16 protein-coding genes are annotated in these 19,574 nt (G+C 45.2%); 14 read left to right on the top strand and 2 right to left on the bottom strand.

Annotated features, from left to right (window positions below):
• Positions 1 to 241 precede the first annotated feature (241 nt).
• Together F0145_RS01590 and F0145_RS01585 are read right to left on the bottom strand one after the other, a co-directional pair.
• Complete coding sequence (locus F0145_RS01590; protein WP_150086309.1) at positions 242 to 3,142, bottom strand: PVC-type heme-binding CxxCH protein; 2,901 nt, start codon at positions 3,140 to 3,142, stop codon at positions 242 to 244.
• A gap of 236 nt (positions 3,143 to 3,378) precedes the next feature.
• Positions 3,379 to 4,143, bottom strand: a complete 765-nt coding sequence (locus F0145_RS01585) for a DeoR/GlpR family DNA-binding transcription regulator (protein ID WP_150086308.1) — start codon at positions 4,141 to 4,143, stop codon at positions 3,379 to 3,381.
• Between the two features lie 273 nt (positions 4,144 to 4,416).
• Between F0145_RS01585 and F0145_RS01580 the strand changes: the two genes are divergently transcribed.
• From F0145_RS01580 to nuoF, 14 genes are all read left to right on the top strand, one after another.
• A complete protein-coding gene (locus F0145_RS01580; protein WP_150086307.1) occupies positions 4,417 to 6,042 on the top strand; it encodes a glycerol-3-phosphate dehydrogenase/oxidase in 1,626 nt (541 codons plus the stop codon).
• A gap of 26 nt (positions 6,043 to 6,068) precedes the next feature.
• Entirely contained in the window at positions 6,069 to 7,598 is a 1,530-nt protein-coding gene (gene glpK / locus F0145_RS01575; protein WP_150086306.1) for a glycerol kinase GlpK, read from the top strand.
• Between the two features lie 9 nt (positions 7,599 to 7,607).
• Entirely contained in the window at positions 7,608 to 8,339 is a 732-nt protein-coding gene (locus tag F0145_RS01570) for an MIP/aquaporin family protein (protein ID WP_150086305.1), read from the top strand.
• Positions 8,340 to 8,546: 207 nt separating this feature from the next.
• Positions 8,547 to 9,239, top strand: a complete 693-nt coding sequence (locus F0145_RS01565; RefSeq protein ID WP_150086304.1) for a hypothetical protein — start codon at positions 8,547 to 8,549, stop codon at positions 9,237 to 9,239.
• Positions 9,240 to 9,351: 112 nt separating this feature from the next.
• Positions 9,352 to 9,867, top strand: a complete 516-nt coding sequence (locus tag F0145_RS01560; protein ID WP_150086303.1) for a GNAT family N-acetyltransferase — start codon at positions 9,352 to 9,354, stop codon at positions 9,865 to 9,867.
• A 193-nt stretch (positions 9,868 to 10,060) separates the two neighbouring features.
• On the top strand, positions 10,061 to 10,903 hold the full coding sequence (locus F0145_RS01555; RefSeq protein ID WP_150086302.1) for a glycerophosphodiester phosphodiesterase family protein: 843 nt from the start codon (positions 10,061 to 10,063) through the stop codon (positions 10,901 to 10,903).
• A gap of 415 nt (positions 10,904 to 11,318) precedes the next feature.
• The gene (locus tag F0145_RS01550; RefSeq protein WP_150086301.1) at positions 11,319 to 12,410 is read left to right on the top strand and encodes a hypothetical protein; all 1,092 of its coding nucleotides are present in this window, start codon (positions 11,319 to 11,321) and stop codon (positions 12,408 to 12,410) included.
• A 199-nt stretch (positions 12,411 to 12,609) separates the two neighbouring features.
• Positions 12,610 to 13,518 (top strand): glycerophosphodiester phosphodiesterase, encoded by a 909-nt coding sequence (locus F0145_RS01545; protein ID WP_150086300.1) that lies wholly within the window; start codon positions 12,610 to 12,612, stop codon positions 13,516 to 13,518.
• 450 nt (positions 13,519 to 13,968) lie between these two features.
• Positions 13,969 to 14,412 (top strand): CBS domain-containing protein, encoded by a 444-nt coding sequence (locus F0145_RS01540; protein WP_150086299.1) that lies wholly within the window; start codon positions 13,969 to 13,971, stop codon positions 14,410 to 14,412.
• 89 nt (positions 14,413 to 14,501) lie between these two features.
• The gene (locus F0145_RS01535; RefSeq protein ID WP_150086298.1) at positions 14,502 to 14,948 is read left to right on the top strand and encodes an NADH-quinone oxidoreductase subunit A; all 447 of its coding nucleotides are present in this window, start codon (positions 14,502 to 14,504) and stop codon (positions 14,946 to 14,948) included.
• Positions 14,929 to 15,567, top strand: a complete 639-nt coding sequence (locus tag F0145_RS01530; protein ID WP_150086297.1) for an NADH-quinone oxidoreductase subunit B — start codon at positions 14,929 to 14,931, stop codon at positions 15,565 to 15,567. The genes F0145_RS01535 and F0145_RS01530 overlap by 20 nt, the downstream gene beginning before the upstream one ends.
• Before the next feature lie 414 nt (positions 15,568 to 15,981).
• Positions 15,982 to 17,733 (top strand): NADH-quinone oxidoreductase subunit C/D, encoded by a 1,752-nt coding sequence (nuoC, locus tag F0145_RS01525; RefSeq protein WP_150086296.1) that lies wholly within the window; start codon positions 15,982 to 15,984, stop codon positions 17,731 to 17,733.
• 68 nt (positions 17,734 to 17,801) lie between these two features.
• Positions 17,802 to 18,266, top strand: coding sequence for an NADH-quinone oxidoreductase subunit NuoE (nuoE, locus tag F0145_RS01520; protein WP_150086295.1), 465 nt, complete (start codon positions 17,802 to 17,804; stop codon positions 18,264 to 18,266).
• A 33-nt stretch (positions 18,267 to 18,299) separates the two neighbouring features.
• Entirely contained in the window at positions 18,300 to 19,574 is a 1,275-nt protein-coding gene (gene nuoF / locus F0145_RS01515; RefSeq protein WP_150086294.1) for an NADH-quinone oxidoreductase subunit NuoF, read from the top strand.

The raw sequence follows: 19,574 nt of genomic DNA, 5'->3' as shown, positions 1-19,574 counted from the left end.
CAATTTCCCCAAAGCCCAAGTAAGCTCAAGCAAAGTTATTTAAAAACAGAACCGGAAATTATCGGAATAATCTACTCAGAAATTACTCCCTAATTACTTTTTGATTCACAAACCCAGACAAACCGCTATTATACTTTTGCCGGAAAACCAGCCTGTATTTCCCCTAAACTTAGGGCATAAAAAAACCGCTCTGGCTAATTCAGGTGCCAGATCGGTTCTTGTATAAGTCAGCCTTTACTTACTAATTCTGATCGGTTTTTAGGGTAAGTAAATAAGCCGATAAATTAGCTAAATCTTTCTCGTTTAAACCCAAAGCCGTTGGTTCCGGCATAATACTGGTCGAGAATTGTTTGCGCGAGGAAATATCGGCAGCTTTGATGTTATACGTCTGGCCGCCCATGCCTTTCAGCACCACGGTTTCGCCGTCAGCTTGTAAGAAGCCAGAGGCGGTGGTACCGTCTTTTTTCGTAATCAGCCACGACTCGTAGCCAAAAGCCATACCGGCGCTGGGGTTTACAATGGCATCTAACAAGCCGTTTTTCTCAAACTTTTTGCCAATTACGGTTAACTCGGGGCCAATGTCGTTGCCATCTTTACCTACGCGGTGGCAGGCAGTACATTTGCTCTGAAACACCGCTTTGCCTTTTACAACTTCGCCGGGCATTTTGGCAATTTTAGGAATAGACAAAGGAGTGTTGCCACCTGGTTTCTTAAAGTAATCGCTGGCTAATACCCGAACGGCCTGATCGGGGTTCGTAAATATTACCTTGCTCACTTCCGCAATTATTTCGGGCGACAACTTCTTTTCAGCAGCTAAACCTATCAGCATTTCGCCGCCTACTTTATCTTTAGCCATAGCGGTAGCAGCGGTAATTTTATCGGCCATTGCGGTTTCGTTGTTCAGCAACCGGGTTTTCATAAACAACATCCGGCGTTGCATTTCGGGGCTAATAGCTACCGGAGGCGCCGGCAAGTTGGCTGGCATATTAAAGTTGCTCCATTCGTTGGCCTTGCGATAATTCAGCCACCAAATAGCCTGGTCTTTTACGCCTTTTACATCGCTGGCCATTAAATCGGCCATGGCATCTACGGCTTTCTGATCTTTAATAAACCCTAAGGCTACAAATGCTTTTTTCCGTTGATCATCGGTAAGGCTGGCACCACCGGCGCGTTGTTTTAAGGCTGGTATTGCCGCGGTGGGGTGCAAGCGCCAGGCTAAGTCAGCAAAACGCGGGTTCCAGCTCAATGGTTCGCCGCCTAACTGCGCTTGTAGTACAGGGTATATTTTTTCTTCTTTACCGGTTAAAGCTAAACCTACAGCTTCCAGGTAATACCGGTCCTGGCCATCATACTGGCTGGCTAAATCAACGGCAATATTTTGAATTTTCTCCAGCGGCATATCGCGCAAGGCCACCGCTACCTCCCGGCGTACTGTGGCCGATGGGTCTTTGCTGAGTTGCTGGGCATACGGTAAAATATCGGGTTTAACCTGGCGCAAAGCCCGGAAAGCAGTCATCCGAATATTGGGGTCATTGTCTTTCAGCAAGTTTTCTACTGCGGCTACGCCTTTGGGGCCTAAGTTAGCCAATAACCAGGTAGCGCGGGCGCGGTGGTAAGGGTTGCGGTCTGCTAAAAGCTTTTGCACGTCTTTCACCACTTTATCGCCTTTGGCTTGCAGTAATACAAAACCGGCATTGCGCACGTTTACGGCCGGGTTTAATAAGGCCGCTAGCTGCCCTTTAGTATTTTTAAGGTTAATTTTAGGCGAAGTTAATTTTTTACCTTTCGGGGCAATGCGGTAAATACGCCCGGTACCGGTGGTATCGGTCATGCGGTGACCACCTACCATGCTGTCGTACCAGTCGGCTACGTAAATAGCGCCATCAGTACCAATTACCACATCGCTGGGGCGGAACCACTTGGTTTTTTCGTCTTCGTTGGCCCGGCTTTTGGCATCTTCTACATCTCCTTCTCTTAAAGAAGTAATAAAGTTAAGCCGGTTCAACGCATAGCCCGCGCCTTTGGCTTCGGGGCGATAGCCCAGCACTACGTTGCGGCCGGCTTCGCAGGCCAGCAGCATGCCCCGGTATTTTTCGCCGAGTAAATCGCTTTCGTTAAAGGCCACCCCGGTTGGTGAACCTGCGCCGGTATTATCGCCTAAGGGCAACACACCCGGATCTTCCTGGTGCCAGTGCGCAGTGATGATTTCCTGATCGGGCCGGCGATCAGCTTGCCAGCGGCGGGTACCATCGGCACTCGCGTAGCCCATGTTGCCGCCTTCCATTAAATAAGATACCCGTACGCCTTTATTCCCGTCATCATCGTTGTCGTTCTGCCACATGTTGCCAAACGAATCGAGGGTGAGTTCATAAGAATTTCGGAAGTTATGGCCCAACACGGTTAAACCGGTACCATCTGGGTTAACGCGCATGGCAATGCCGCCCACCCAAACTTTACCGTCGTCGCTTACCATGTTGCCTTTGTTTTCTTTATTATAAGGCGAGCCGCCGGTATAATTACTACCGGAGCGCAATGTCCAGCCGGCTTTATCGGTTACTACGTGCGGACCGGCATTACCCGCGTTGAAATAATATTTACCATCGGGTCCGGCAAACATAGCGTGCAAGCTGTGGTCGTGGTCCAGGCCACCGAAACCGGTCAGGAAAACTTCTTTTTTATCGGGTTTATCGTCGCCGTTTTCGTCGGTGTACACAATAACCGAAGGCGCACACGATACAATGGTTTTGTTGCCGATAACCGAAATACCCAGCGGTGCTACCAAATCTTTATCCTGCACAAATACTTTAGAAGTTTCGGCTTTGCCGTCGCCGTCTTTATCTTCTAATATTACCACCCGGTCGCCTTCGGGGTGCGTTAAACGGCCTTTGGGTTTGTTGTTATAGAGGCGGTAATTTACGGCTTCGGTAATCCAGATGCGGCCCTTGGCATCCACATCCATGTTGGTGGGGTTAAAAAACTTTGGCGATTCCGCCCACAAAGTAGCTTCCAGGTCTTCGGGTAAATACAAATTAGTTTCTTCCGAAAGATACTTTTCTTCGAGTTTTAACTCATAATCGTTTTTTAGCGTGAATGCCGTAATGCCCGTAAATAAGAGGCCGGCCGCTAACCATTTTACTTTCATTTTATTTTATTTAGCTGTGGTGGATAATGCGATAACAATATTGCTGCTGGGTAAAAATATGAAGATTCTTTAATTAATCCTGCTCAAAAGCAAACTGATAAATTAAATACCATAATAAATACCATAATAATTAGCTATTTGGGCCGTTATTTTAGCTGGCCTGAAAAATAGCAACCTTATAAAACAGTTTCTTTACCAGGCTAATATTTATAATAAAGCAAAACCAAAAATAATCGTTATACCACGGTTACCTTCACCCCCATTCCTTCCAGCGCCTGAATTATATGGTCCGAAATGCCTTTATCCGTTATAATCTGGTCAATGTCGTCGAAACCGCAGATGCGGCCAAAGCCGCGCTTGCCAAATTTAGAAGAATCGGCCAGTACAATGGTTTTTTGGCACACTTTAATCATTTGCCGGTTTAAATGCGCTTCCATTACATTGGTGGTAGTCAGGCCAAATTCCAGATCAATGCCATCCACACCTAAATACAACTTACTGCACGAAAAATCGGCCAGAATAATTTCGGAATAAGGACCGGTAACCGAAGAGGAATTACGGCGCAGCAAGCCACCCAACTGCAATACTTCTATTTCGGGGTGACGAATTAACTCCAGGGCTACAGGCAGGGCCGAAGTAATGACCGTTAAATTATTCTTGGGTTTAATATTTTTAGCCAGTGCCAGTACCGTGGTGCCCGAAGCAATTAATATAGAATCGTTGGGTTCTACCAATTTGGCAGCCGCACTGGCAATGCGGGCTTTCTCGGTGGCCTGGATGCTTTCCTTTTCGTTAACCGATTTATCAATAGTATACGGATTATGCTGGGTAGCGCCGCCGTGGGTTCGGAACAGCAGCCCTTTATCTTCCAGCAGTTTCAAATCCTTTCTGATGGTTACCGACGAAACACTCAGCTCGTCGCACAAATCCAGTACATTAACCTGCCCCTCTTGCTGTAATATTGTAAGTATGTGCTGGTGCCTTTCTGTAAGGTTAATCATAAGTGGCCGTTTAAACTTAAATTTACTTAAAGGAAATAAATAATTTAATAAAGAGAAAAGATAATTTTTCAAACACAAAAATCAGCTACATAATCAATCCGGAGTAGTTTGTTCCGGCTAACGCCTAAATCATAATTATTAATCTTCTAACAACAAACCCATAATTACGCAAAACGGATAATATTTAAACTTTCATTTTGTTCTTGCAAAATATTCCGTTTACTTTAAAACGAAATAAAAAGAAATAAAATATTATTATTAATTAAATATTAAATGAAAGCCGCATCAGGTTTAGCAAATTTCCGGCGCGAACTGTTTCTGCAGGAAGTAAAAAACACCCCGGTTTGGGATATTATTGTAATTGGCGGCGGCGCAACCGGCTTGGGAGTAGCGGTAGATGCGGCGGCCCGCGGCTTTAAAACGTTGCTGCTGGAACAATCCGATTTTGCGAAAGGTACTTCCAGCCGCAGCACCAAACTGGTACACGGTGGTGTGCGTTACCTGGCCCAAGGCGATATAAAACTGGTTTACGAAGCCTTGTACGAACGCGGTTTATTGCTGCAGAATGCGCCGCACCTGGTAAATATTCAGTCGTTTGTTATTCCTAATTATTCCTGGTGGAACGAAATGCTTTACGGCGTAGGCCTGACCGTGTACGATTTAATGGCCGGGAAATACCGCTTAAACAAAACGGGTTTACTTTCGGGCAAAAAAGTAAAACAGCTCTTACCTAATATTAATACCGAGGGCCTGAAGGGTGGCGTGCGTTATTACGACGGGCAGTTTGACGATGCGCGGCTGGCGATAAACCTGGCCCAAACCTGCGCCGAGCAAGGCGGGGTAGTTTTAAATTATACCAAAGTAACAGGTTTAACGAAAGATAATACCGGCAAAATAACCGGCGTACAAGCCCAGGAACTGGAATCCGGAGAAATTTATCATCTGCCGGCCAAAGCCGTTGTAAATGCGACCGGGGTGTTTGTAAACGATATTTTGCAAATGAATGCTCCGGCTACCAAACCGCTGGTAAGGCCCAGCCAGGGTGTACACGTGGTGCTGGACAGCTCTTTTTTGCCCGGCGAAAACGCCCTGATGATACCCAAAACCCCGGACGGCCGGGTATTATTTGTGGTACCTTGGCATCAGCATTTATTAGTAGGTACCACCGATACGCCCCTGAACCAGAACAGCCTGGAACCTACCGCCCTCGAAACCGAAATTGATTTTATTCTGGATACCGCCGGTAAATATTTGGTGCGGAAACCCACCCGAGCCGACGTAAAAAGCGTTTTTGCCGGCCTCCGGCCCTTGGCCGCGCCTACCAAAAATACCAACAGCACCAAAGAAATATCGCGCAGCCATAAATTAATCGTAGCCGATTCCGGGCTCATTACCATTACGGGTGGCAAATGGACGACCTACCGCAAAATGGCCGAAGAAACCGTAGACGAAGCAATTACCGTAGCGCACCTGCCCGAAACACCTTGCTCAACCGCCAACCTCAAAATTCATGGATATTTTACGGAGAAGGTAAAAAATGATTCTTTAAATATTTACGGCAGCGATAGGGCTTTTATCCGGGAATTAATAAATTACGAACCGGCATTGGGCCAAACCCTGCACCCGGATTTTCCGCAGGTACAAGCCGAAGTAGTTTGGGCAGTGCGGAACGAGATGGCCCGGACGGTGGAAGATGTGCTGGCCCGCCGGCTGCGCATTTTGTTTTTAGATGCCCGGGCGGCTATGAAAATGGCACCCCAGGTAGCTGCCCTGATGGCTGGTGAGTTAGATTATGATCTAGCCTGGCAAGAAAAACAATTGCTGGAATTTACCCAATTGGCCGAAAATTATTTACTTGAACCCCAAATACCCATACAACCGCTATCTACCACTTACTAAATTAAAATACTTAAAACTTAAGCAGCATGAGCAAATATATTTTGGCTTTCGACCAGGGCACCACCAGTTCCCGGGCCATTGTTTTCGACCGGCAAGGAGCCATTGTTTCGATGGCCCAAAAAGAATTTACCCAGATTTATCCGCAACCAGGTTGGGTAGAGCACGATGCCAACGAAATCTGGTCGACGCAGGTAGGCGTTGCCGCCGAAGCAATTCTGAAAGCTAATTTACACGCCAGCGATATACAAGCCATTGGCATTACTAACCAGCGCGAAACCACCGTAGTTTGGGACCGCCGCACCGGCGAAGCCATTTGCAATGCCATTGTGTGGCAGGACCGCCGCACCGCTGAATATTGCGATAGCCTGCGGGCGCAAGGCCTCGACACCATGATTCAGGAAAAAACCGGCCTGGTAATAGATGCGTATTTTTCGGCTACCAAAGTGCGGTGGATGCTGGAAAACATACCGGGTGCCCGCGAAAAAGCCGAAGCCGGCCACCTGGCCTTTGGCACCATCGATTCCTGGCTCATCTGGAAAATGACCGATGGCAAAACCCACGTAACCGATGTTACCAACGCCTCCCGCACCTTAATATTTAATATTCATACCCTGGCCTGGGACGAGGAATTATTAGCGCTGTTCGATATTCCGGTTAGTATGCTGCCCGAAGTAAAATCATCGAGCGAAGTAGTGGCCGAAACTTCCACCAATTTATTCTCTACCCGCATTCCTATTGCGGGTATTGCCGGCGACCAGCAGGCCGCTTTATTCGGGCAAATGTGCACCAAACCCGGTATGGTAAAAAACACCTACGGCACCGGTTGCTTTATGCTGATGAATATTGGCGACAAGCCTATTTTATCGAATAACCAACTGGTAACCACCGTGGCCTGGAAAATAAACGGGCAGGTGCAGTACGCGCTGGAAGGCAGTATTTTTATTGCCGGAGCGGTAGTACAATGGCTGCGCGATGGCTTGGGCATTATTTCGCATTCGGCGGAAGTAGAAGAACTGGCGCAGAAAGTAAAAAGCAGCGACGGCGTTTACATGGTTCCGGCTTTTGCAGGTTTGGGTGCTCCGTATTGGGATCAGCACGCCCGCGGCACCATGGTGGGTTTAACCCGCGGCACTACGGCTGCCCACATTGCCCGCGCTTCTTTAGAAAGCATTGCCTACCAAACCATGGAAGTATTAAAAGCCATGGAAGCCGATGCCGGGGTGCAGATTGAAGAATTACGGGTTGACGGCGGCGCGACCGCTAATAATTTATTAATGCAGTTTCAGGCCGATTTATTGCAGACTAGGGTGGTAAAACCAGCCATTACCGAAGTAACCGCCATTGGGGCCGCTTACCTCGCCGGCCTGGCCACCGGTTTCTGGCAAAGCACCGAAGAAATTCAGGAGCAATGGCAAATAAGTAAGCAATACCAGCCGGACGGTAATTTCCCGAAAGAAACCCATACCAAAGGCTGGCTTAAAGCCGTAAAAGCCGCCCGCGCCTGGGCCCGCGACAACGAACCCGAACTGGAATCTTCATCCGCCACCATCAGCTAAGAAACAGACATGTCCGCATTTACAGCCGAATTTATAGGAACATTTATTTTAATATTATTGGGTAATGGGGTGGTCGCGAATGTGGTACTCAAAGGCACCAAAGGCAACAGCGGCGGCTGGATGGTAATTACCACCGGCTGGGCTTTGGCGGTTTTCGCCGGCGTAGTAATTGCGGGGCCTTACAGTGGGGCGCATTTAAACCCGGCCGTTACCTTAGGTCTGGCCTTTACCAGTAAATTTGAGTGGGCGCAGGTACCATTATTTATACTGGCCCAAATGGGCGGCGCCATTCTGGGAGGGCTCATCGTTTGGTTGCTCTATAAACCCCACTTCGATACCACCGATGATTCCTCTTTGCAATTAGCAGTTTTTTGTACCAGTCCGGCCATTCGCCATCCGTATGCCAATTTATTCAGCGAAATGATAGGCACCTTTGTCCTTATTTTTGCTATTTATTATGTTACCACCCCCGAAATGGGCGATCAGAAAACCCCGATTGGGATGGGTTCGCTGGGAGCCTTGCCGGTAACCTTTATTGTGTGGGCAATTGGCTTGTCGCTGGGTGGCACCACCGGTTATGCCATCAACCCGGCCCGCGATATAGGTCCAAGACTCGTGCATACGCTTATCCCGATTAAAAATAAATGCCACAGCGATTGGCAATATGCCTGGGTGCCTATTTTTGGTCCCATTTTAGGTGCCGGCTTGGCAGCGGTGCTATATTTATTTTTAAGAGCTTAACGGCTGTTGGAGCAAGCTAAACCTGTAAACTAATATTTTGTCGGTGTATTTTTTGGCATTCAGAAAGGAAAGAAGAATGAAATATTTCTTCTTTCCTCTATTCTTATTTATATAAGGTATATTCGTTAGCCTAGCTCCAATTATCTTTTGATTCTGGAGAGCTAACAGAATATTTCCGTATTTTCATAAGTTGTACGCTATGTTGATATGAAGAAAATATTAACCATAATTCTTCTTACTATAATTTTTCAATTTTGCACGTCAAAAAAAGAATCTGAATCGATTGATAAGATATTGTCTTTTTATGGAGGGAAAGTTGAGTGGAGCATAGGTAAGAATGTCTCTACTGATAAGGAAGAGCTACAAGGAAGTTTCTTTGAAGTAAAACTTTCCGATGCGGATTTGTCGCATTATGATGATCTAAGTTTCCCGGCTTCGAATATTGCTTATTTATTTTATTCAACAATTACTCCTGAGGAAAGAAGTAAATATAATTTTATAAGAGTAATAGTTGAATTTAATGGCACTGAATCAAAATATGAATTTCCCGTTGAGGAATTAGAAATTGTTACATCCTCAATGGAGGTTTTTAAATCAACATCAAATATCCTAAAAACAGGCAAATTTAATTTACTTAAAAATAGATTCTTAAAAGGCTATGATACTGAAATTGATAAATTTAGAAAATCTTGTTTAGAGGTTGACTCTGTATATGGAAAAGTACAAGATTTAGTTATTCAAGGGTATTCACTTGCTCCAGGCAAAGCAGGAAACAAATTTACAGAGTTATTAAGAATGTCAGGTGTGCTTGTTAGGGAAAAGCAAAATACTGATTTCAGCGTTACAATTGATTCAAAAGATTCTGATAAAAAAATTGTAGGTATCATTTTCCAACAATAAAATAGCATACAAAATTTATATACAAAACCTTTGCTTCGCTGCACGATCGACATACAAGTGACCAATTAGTAACCATTAATCACAAAGAATTAAAATACCATAAATCCCAATAATGAATTATCACTTTAGAAAAGCTACCATTGCTGAAATCCCTCAAATATGGGAAATATTGCAAAGCGCAATCCTTCGCAGAAAATCGGAAGGTAGCAATCAATGGCAAGATGGCTATCCCAATCCGGAAGTAATCCAAAAAGATATTGAAGAAGGTACCGGCTTTGTTTTAACCGATGGCGACGCAATTATTGGCTATAGCGCCGTGTTAATTAACGACGAACCCGCTTACGCTGAAATTAAAGGCAAGTGGTTAACCAATAATGATTTTGTAGTGGTGCACCGGGTAGCCATTTCGGAACAATATATAGGGAAAGGTTTAGCTAAAATTATTTTAGAATTTATAGAGGCGTATGCCCGAAGTAAGGACATCTACAGCATTAAAGCCGACACCAATTTTGATAACCTGGCCATGATGAAAACTTTTGAAAAATCGGGCTACACTTACTGTGGCGAGGTATATTTTAGAGGCAGCCCCAGAAAAGCCTATGAGAAAATATTGGCTAAAGCTGCCTAAACACGCTAAGTTGCTGTTGAAAAAATATTCCTTACACCCTAGTAGCAATAAGCGCCTGACTAGCTTCGATTAAATGTAAATTCAAAAATTAGTTCTTAAAAATATCATGAAAAAAAATTGCTTACCATTACTAGTGCCTTGTTTATTATTGCTTTTAAATACTGCTTGTAAAACCCAATCGCCGGCTGTAGTTATGCAAAAAAGCTTTCCTGCGTTTTACAAAGAAGGCCATCGGGGTGCCCGCGGCTTAATGCCTGAAAACACCATTCCGGGTATGCGCAAAGCCGTAGATGCCGGGGCCAATATTCTGGAAGTGGATGTTTACATTAGCAAAGACCAGCAGGTAGTAATTGCCCACGACCCTTATGTAAACCCCAATTATATGCTGCTGCCCACCGGCGAAGAAATTCCGAAGGATGAAGCTAAAAAATACGTGCTGCACCAGATGAATTACGCTGACATAAGAAAGTTCGACGTGGGTTCTAAACCTTATCCGGCTTTTCCGCAGCAGCAGAACTTAAAAACCTACATGCCGCTCTTGAGTGAGTTAATCGATTCGGTAGATAATTATACCGCCAGTAAAAAATTAAAGCCAGTTATTTATAACATCGAAATAAAAGCCAACCCGCAGTACGATGGGGTTTACCAGCCCGACCCGGCTACCCTGGTAAAGCGCGTAATGGAGGTGGTAAACAGCCGCAAACTACCCAACAGCCGTTTTTACATCCAGTCTTTCGATATCCGGCAAATACAAGAAGTACACCGCAGTTACCCGGAGGTAATTATTGGCTTCCTGACCGATAAAAAAGAAATGACGTTTGAGCAAAACCTGGAGCAAATTGGGTTTCAGCCGCACATTTACAGCCCGCATTACAAAATGGTTACTGCCGAGTTGGTAAAGAAATGTCATGCCCGCGGCATTAAGTGCGTGCCCTGGACGGTAAACGATGTATCAGAAATGAAAGCCCTGCAGGCTTTAGGTGTAGACGGCATTATTACGGACTACCCCAATTATTTCAGCCAGTTAAGTTACTAGAGTTTTTATTCGTATTATTGGGTCATTACCAGTAACCAATAATATCCATGATTACTATTGAGTGAGGAGGTTTATAAAGCCTCCTCTTGCTGGCTTTATATTAAATTGCAATTTCCTGCTTTACATTATATTGTTGGTTTACAAATTTAGGTGTATACCTCTGGCATTCAGCACGCCCTTTAACAATTTTATAAATTATAACCCTGCGGTTACCCGGCAGTATTTTAATTCGCCATCCTCCCTTTCTAATCATTAATTACTAGCTTATTACCATCATATTCCCTCGCTAAAATATATTAATTATATTGTACATTTTTTATTTTTATCATTTGTTATATATTATAATATTAATATATTTGCACTTGTTAAAAATACCACTCCTAATTTACATCAATTTATAACATATTTAATAAACATGAAAAACTGCTACCAAGCATACGTGGTTTTACTTGTATTCTTTTTTTGCTATTGCTACAAGGCACAGGCTCAATCTGAATTAATTCCAGCCAGAATAGTAAAAGCACCAGGTGACACAATAAATGGGTACATAAACTTTTATGATACAGATAGAAGCCCAAATGAAGTTGAATTTAAAGCCGAGTTAGGTGCAACAATGCATACTTATCAGGCTAACGAAGTGCATTCTTTTTATTTACCCTCAAAAGGTTCATGGTACTTTTCCAAAAATATTTACCTTAATTATTATTCAGAAATATTAACTGAGAATACAAATAGAATAGCCCGTTCCGTTTCCAGCACCTTTTTCCTGCATGAAATACAGAAAGGAAATCTTTTATCCCTTCTGATGCTGGTGGATGAAGAGCGCAAAACCCGTTATTTTATTCAGAAAGACTCGGTTTTATCTGAATTAATAAATTACGATTATTCCACTTCCAGAGACGGGAATTCATATACGGTAGAAGTTAAACAATATATCAACCAATTGAAATCCTTACTAAACGATTGTGAATCATTAGAAATCAGAAACTCATTAAGTTATACAGAATCAGCGCTGAAACAATTACTCACCAAATACCATGGATGCAAAGGAGAAACAATAAAGCAAGAAACAAAAGCAGAAAAACCAATTTACAATGCTGTAATTAATTCTGGCATTTTTAGAAGAACAACCTTAGATTATCTCACGCCTACAGTTGGTATTGGTTTTAAAGTAGTTTTACCCAGGCACTTTTTTAACAGGTATTTTTTAATTCAGTTGGATCAATATAGATATAAAAATCAGGAAAAAGGTTCAGAACACAGGGCGAATGGCTATCATTTAAGTGCTTTGGCCGGTTCTTATTTTGGCAAATCAAAAATTCAACCTTTTGCTCATGCTGGTTTTCATTGGCCCTCCATTGATTCTCCCATGACCAAAAGTTACACAGTAGGGGCAGGGGTTAGTTATGCTAAAAGAATAAATTTTGAAATCAGGTTTCCTAGCTTAGCCGGCGTAATGGCAGCTTTAAACGTTACATTTGGCAACACCTCTGCCAAAACCAAATAAGTTGTTTTTTTGAATAGCGTACATCCAATTAAAAGCAACCCTCAGTACTTAAGTAAGATTAAATTTCTTAAACTTACTTCTTATTAAATTTTGGTTCGCTAAATTGTATCTTAATTCAATTTTTTTTATCCTTTATAACCAACTACAGTAAGTATATAGCAAAATTGAAGAAGGCCTAAAGTCAACCCGAAAATTTAATATGCAAAATATAATAAGCCTTGCTTTTATTATTCTTTTTACCGCCGCTTGCAAAAACGGCCCCAGTACCTCTAAGCACCAAGCTTCCTGGCCCCAGTTTAGTACCGAAGGCCACCGGGGCGCCCGCGGCTTAATGCCCGAAAACACCATTCCGGCCATGCGCAAAGCCATTGACCTGGGCGTTACTACCCTCGAAATGGATGCCCACATTACCCGCGACAAAGAAGTAGTGCTGGCCCACGATGCCCACATTAACCCTTTGTTTATGCTGAGCCCGGATGGGAAAGAGATAAGTAAAGAAGAAGCCGAAAACATGGCCCTCTACCAAATGGATTACGCTGAAATTCGCCGCTTTGATGTCGGTTCTAAATTTCATACGGGCTTTCCGCAACAGCAAAAACTAAAAACCTATATTCCACGGCTGGCCGAATTAATTGATTCGGTACAAGCTTACCTGAAAGCGAAAAACAAACCGCCGGTTTTTTACAACATCGAAACCAAAAGTAAACCAGCCGGCGATAACCGCCTGCACCCCGACCCCGAGAATTTTGTAAAATTGCTGATGGCGGTTATTCAGGAGAAAAAAATTACACCTTGGGTAATTATTCAATCTTTCGATTTGCGCACGCTACAGGTACTGCACCAAAAATATCCGCAGGTCAGAACTTCTTTTCTGGTGCAGCATAATAAATCGGTAGCCGAAAATTTACAGGAACTAGGTTTTACACCAACAGTTTACAGCCCTAATCTAAAACTGGTAAACGCCAATTTGGTAAAAGAATGCCACGAGCGGGGCATGAAAGTAGTGCCCTGGACGGCCAACACCGCCGAAGAAATTGCCAACCTAAAAGCCTTAGGCGTAGACGGCATTATTTCGGACTACCCGAATTTGCTGGTAGCGGCCCAATAAAAATAAAGCCGGCAGCAATAAATATTAAAGGAATATGCACGTGGTTGGGCTAGCGTATTGCAGTAAGGCAAATAATTAAATTAGCTGTAATTGCAAGTTTAAACTTCCGGGCTAGGTTGTTTATTTTATGTTAGAAAAACAGGTAATTACTTAATGCTGTTATTTGCCTGTAACCTCTTCGGGGCCGGAAATTTCTCCGGCATTCCAGGATTTTCAAAATGCCTGGTAAGCAGGCAAAATTTTATGTTCTTATTTATGGCAGGGGTTTTATGGTAGCCAGCATAATAAGCTATATTTCTGCTGCAAAATATTTATTTATTAAAAAATTTGCATTTAATAAAAAAATTATACTATCTTGAACTAACCAGTTCCTAAACTCTGAATTTGTACCGCAGCAATACGATACTCCATTAATATTTATAATTTAAGCTCTCTAGGAGGAGAGGCAATATGGGTAAGGTTAGGAATATTTTACAAAAAAAAGGCAACATTGTTTATTCTATCAGCCCCAACGATACCGTGTACAACGGGTTGGAACTCATGGTTGAGAATAATCTGGGAGCCCTCCTGGTAGTAGATAACGGCCATTTTATTGGGATATTTACCGAACGGGATTATGCCCGCAAGGTAATATTGCGGGGCAAAGCCTCCAAAGAAACGCTGGTAAAAGAAATTATGAGCGAGCACCCGGCCACGGTTACGCTCGATACCACCATAGAAGATTGCATGAAAATAATGACCAACACCAATACCAGCAGCACCATCCGGCATTTACCGGTTTTGGAAAAAGGCGAACTGGTGGGCCTTATTTCGATGGGCGATGTGGTGCGGTTTATTATGGATGAGCAAAGAATTATTATTGAAGATTTAGAACATTATATTTCCGGTCGCTGATTATTTTATAATAAATCAGTGTGTCTTCATATATTTTCACTTTTATGATATAACCAAAATCCAAACGATTCCCGGGAGGGGAATCTGTTTTGAGCACCACCACAAGCAGTCCTTTATTCTGGCCTTTATTATTATACGCGGCTATTGTCTTTAGCCTGGTAGGCATTATTCTGCTCGTTTCTTATGTGCTGGGCGGCCGGCACCAAGAACGAGCCACCAACGAACCCTACGAGGGCGGCATTGTCAGTACCGGTTCGGCGCGTCTCCGTTTTTCCTCGCAGTTTTACCTCATAGCCATGCTCTTCGTCATCTTCGATGTCGAAACCGTATTTATCTTGTCCTGGGCTATTGCTTTTCAGGAACTGGGCTGGTACGGCTACATTGGGGTACTGGTATTTATTGCCATCCTGGTAGTAGTGCTAATTTACGAATGGCGCAACGGAGCCCTGGATTTTGGTCCGGACGGCCAAAAAATATTGCAGGCCTACAAAAAGCTAACCCTTAAAGACAAACCGCATGAAATGGTGGCTAAGTAAACCGGATACTCCGGCTAATACGGTAAAAGGTACCGGGTCTTTTGAGGAAACAATTCAGCAAAGCATTATGCTGAGTTCGGTGCAGAGTCTGGTAGCCTGGGGCCGGAAAAACTCCATGTGGCCCTTCCACTTTGGGTTATCCTGCTGCTTTGTAGAAATGGCCACCAGCATGACGCCTAAATACGATTTAGCTCGTTTTGGCGCCGAAGTAATCCGGGGCACGCCTCGGGAAGCCGACGTGATGATTATTGCGGGTACGGTTTTTATAAAAATGGCGCCTATTATTAAACGGCTGCACGAGCAGATGATGGAGCCCCGCTGGGTTATTTCGATGGGTTCTTGTGCCAACTCTGGCGGCATGTACGATATTTATAGTGTGGTGCAGGGCGTAGACAAATTCTTACCAGTTGACTTGTACGTACCAGGCTGCCCACCCCGCCCCGATGCATTTATGGAAGGATTGGTGCTGTTGTCGGAATCGGTGGGAAAAGAAAAAAGGCCGCTCAGCTGGACTGTAGGCGAACAGGGAATTATCAGGCCGGAGAAAATAGATGTAAAAGCCCGGAAAGAGGAACGCAGGCAGCAAATGACTGAATTCCGCTCGCCGGACGAAGTATAATCCCGGCTTTCACCAAGCCTGAATATAAATATTCTTTTAAAATATAACTGCTCCAATATTTCGGAGCAGGACTCCTGGTTATGTCCAATATTTAACTAATTACTAACCAGACAGAACACAATTTTTCTTAATAATAAATTTTAGTTTTTACCGGCTATCGCGAGCGTCCCGCTCGTGATGGTTATTCTCCGGCCTCTGGCCGCTGAATATTTCGGCCGGAGGCCGGAAAAAGAAATCACAAGCGGGACGCTTGCGATAGTACACTATAATATGAAAATCAGAATAGGAGATTAAAATCTCTCATCAACATAAAGAAAAATATAGCCGCAACAAGCTATTGGAACCAACGAAAATACTGCCACATGCCATTTTAGATTAGTAGAGAAAAGGTAAAGCCCGAAAGGACTCCGGAACATGAAAAGCAACCGTGTTATATTGGAGCAATTGCAGTCGCGTTTTAGTGATGCTACTTTCACTGAACAAACGACAAAGGATGAAATCTTCACCCTCTGGATCCCTTTGGACCAGGTGCAAAAAATCCTGCGGTACCTGAAATACGAAATACAAAGTCCTTTTACTTTTCTCTACGATTTAACCGCCGTCGATGAAAGAACCCGCAACCGGAGCACCAACCACGTACCGCACGCGGATTTCACCTTAGTCTATCACCTTTTTTCTTACACCGGTAATTGCTTTATCCGCATCAAAGTTGGTTTGTTCGGAGAATATCCGTCGGCTCCCAGCATCACCAGCTTATGGGCCAACGCCAACTGGTACGAGCGCGAGGTCTTTGATTTATTCGGGATTAAATTCGAAGGGCATCCGCACCTGGCCCGTATCCTGATGCCCCGCACCTGGGAAGGACATCCGCTCCGCAAAGAACACCCGGCCCGGGCCACCGAAATGGGACCTTTCCGGTTGTGGGACGAAAAAGAAGACCGCGAACAGGAAGCTTTATTATTTCGGCCGGAAGAATGGGGCTTGGAACGTCAGAGCGAAGACAGCGATTTCATGTTCATGAATATTGGTCCGCAGCACCCCGGCACCCACGGCGTACTGCGCATTATTCTGCAACTCGACGGTGAAGATATTGTGGATGCGGTACCGGAAATTGGCTTCCACCACCGAGGGGCCGAAAAAATGGGCGAACGCCAATCGTGGCATACCTACATTCCTTACACCGACCGGGTAGATTACCTAGGCGGGGTAATGAACAACCTGGCTTATTTATTGGCCGTGGAGAAACTGGCCGGCATTGAAGTGCCGGAACGGGTAAAAGTAATAAGGGTAATGATGTGCGAATTCTTCCGGATTGCCAGTCACCTGGTTTGGTACGGTACATTTGCGCAGGATTTGGGTCAGCTCTCCCCCGTTTTCTACATGTTCTCAGACCGCGAAAAAGTATTTCAGGTAGTAGAAGCGGTTTGCGGCGGGCGCATGCACCCCAACTGGTTCAGGATTGGCGGCCTGTCGCAGGATTTACCCAAAGGCTGGGAAACCCTGGTACAAAATTTCCTGGATTATTTTCCGAAACGGTTGAAAGAGTACGACGCCATGGTGCTTAAAAACAGCTTGTTTAAAGCCCGGACTAAAGGCATTGGCATTTTTACCCTGGAAGAAGCCATTGAATGGGGCGTAACCGGCGCTAACCTGCGGGCCTGCGGTTCTGACTGGGATTTCCGTAAAAAACGGCCTTATTCCGGCTACGAATTTTTCGATTTTGATATACCTACCGGCCAGAACGGCGATTGCTACGACCGGGCTTTGGTGCGGGTAGAAGAAATGCGGCAAAGCCTGCGCATCATCGAACAATGCCTGAAACACATGCCCGAAGGTTCTTATAAAGCCGACCATCCGCTTACCACCCCGCCCCTTAAAAAGCACACCATGCAGGATATCGAAACCCTGATTACCCACTTTTTAAATGTGAGCTGGGGACCGGTTATTCCGGCCGGTGAGGCCATGAGCTGCATCGAAGCCACCAAAGGGGCTAATAGTTACTATTTAATCAGCGACGGCAATACCTCACCATACCGGGCCCGGATTCGCACCCCATCCTTCCCGCACATGCAAATGCTGCCCTACATCACCCGCGGCTATACCGTGGCCGATTTACTATCCATCCTAGGTGCCATGGATTACGTGCTGGCTGACATCGACCGGTAAGATAAATGAAACATAAAATAACTAAGAGCATCTAAGAAGAAACAATTCAACAATTCAACAATAAAAAAATGTTAACCGCCGAAGAAGTATCCCAGATAGAGCATGAAATCAGTTTGGTGCCGGTCCGGAAGGCAGCTGGTATTGAAGCCCTGAAAATTGTGCAGCAGCACCGGGGCTGGGTATCCGACGAGTCCTTGAAAGATACTGCCGCTTTCCTGGGTGTTTCGGCGGAGGAACTGGACAGCGTGGCAACCTTTTATAACCTTATTTTCCGGCAACCGGTGGGCCGGCATGTAATTCTGCTCTGCGATAGCATTAGCTGCTGGGTAATGGGCTACGAAAAAATACGGGAGCACCTAATGCAGAAGCTGGACATTAAATACGGCCAGACTACCCCCGACGGTCGCTTTACGCTGCTGCCCAATGTATGCCTGGGCACCTGCGATTGCGCCCCGGCCCTGATGATAGGCCCCGATTTGTACCAGAATGTTACGCCCGAAGAATTAGACGAAATATTAAGCCGATATAACTAGAACGAGAATAAATAAAGCTCCGGCTCCTGGCCTATGGAAAAGCCCCTGACCCAACATATTACTCCCGACCGAAAACCGCTCAGCTTAAAAGAGTACGAGCAGGTGGGCGGTTACCAGGCGGTGCATAAAATATTAAAAGAACTAACCCCGGAGGGCGTAACCAACCTGGTGAAGGAATCTAATTTGCGGGGGCGTGGTGGGGCTGGCTTTAATACCGGGTTAAAATGGAGCTTTGTGCCCATGGGGCCCGATGTGCCGCGACCGAAATATTTAGTGGCCAACGCCGACGAGATGGAGCCCGGCACCTTTAAAGACCGCATTTTATTAGAAGGCAATCCGCACCAGTTAATCGAGGGCATGATTGTAGCATCTTATGCCATTCAGGCCGATATTTCCTACGTTTTTCTGCGCTGGGCCTACAAAAAGGCTGCCCAGGAAATTACGAAAGCCATAACCGAAGCTTACGCGGCCGGTTACCTGGGCCAGAATATTCTGGGATCGGGCTACAGCCTGGAAATGCACCTGCATACCGGGGTAGGCCGTTACATGTGCGGCGAAGAAACCGCTTTGTTAAATGCCCTGGAAGGCAAACGGGCCACGCCCCGGGCCAAACCACCCTTTCCGCAGGTAAGCGGTTTATTTGGCAAACCCACTATTGTAAATAATGTAGAAACCCTTTGCTGTTTGCCCCACATTGTAAATAACGGCGCGGCCTGGTTTAAAGGTTTAAGCCGCACCGGCGATGCCGGCACTAAAATTTACGGCGTTAGTGGCAAAGTAAATAAACCCGGTGCCTGGGAATTACCAATGGGCGTTACGGTGCGGGAATTGATAGAAGAACATGCCGGCGGCATGAAGAATGGCTACCGTTTTAAAGGTGCCTTACCGGGTGGGGCCTCCACCGATTTCCTTGTGGAAGAGCACCTCAATACGCCGATGGATTATCCGTCCATTGCCGCCGCCGGCAGCCGCATGGGTACCGGCACTATGATTATCCTCGACGACCACACCTGCCCCGTGGGCTTTGTGCATAACCTGCAGCATTTTTTTGCGCAGGAATCCTGCGGCTTTTGCACCCCGTGCCGCGAAGGTTTGCCCTGGGTAGAAAAAATATTGCTTTCGCTGGACCGCGGCGAAGGCAAACCCGAAGATATGCAATTATTGAATTTTCACACCAAAGCTTTAGGCCCCGGCAACACGTTCTGCGCGCTGGCCCCCGGAGCAATGGAACCCCTGCAGAGCGCCCTGAAATATTTCGGGGAGGATTTTGAACGCCACATTCACGAAAAACAATGTCCCTGGAAGTAG

Origin of the sequence: Adhaeribacter rhizoryzae (assembly GCF_008629685.1) — a bacterium.
Classification (GTDB): domain Bacteria; phylum Bacteroidota; class Bacteroidia; order Cytophagales; family Hymenobacteraceae; genus Adhaeribacter; species Adhaeribacter rhizoryzae.
This window is presented reverse-complemented; position numbering and strand designations above follow the sequence as displayed.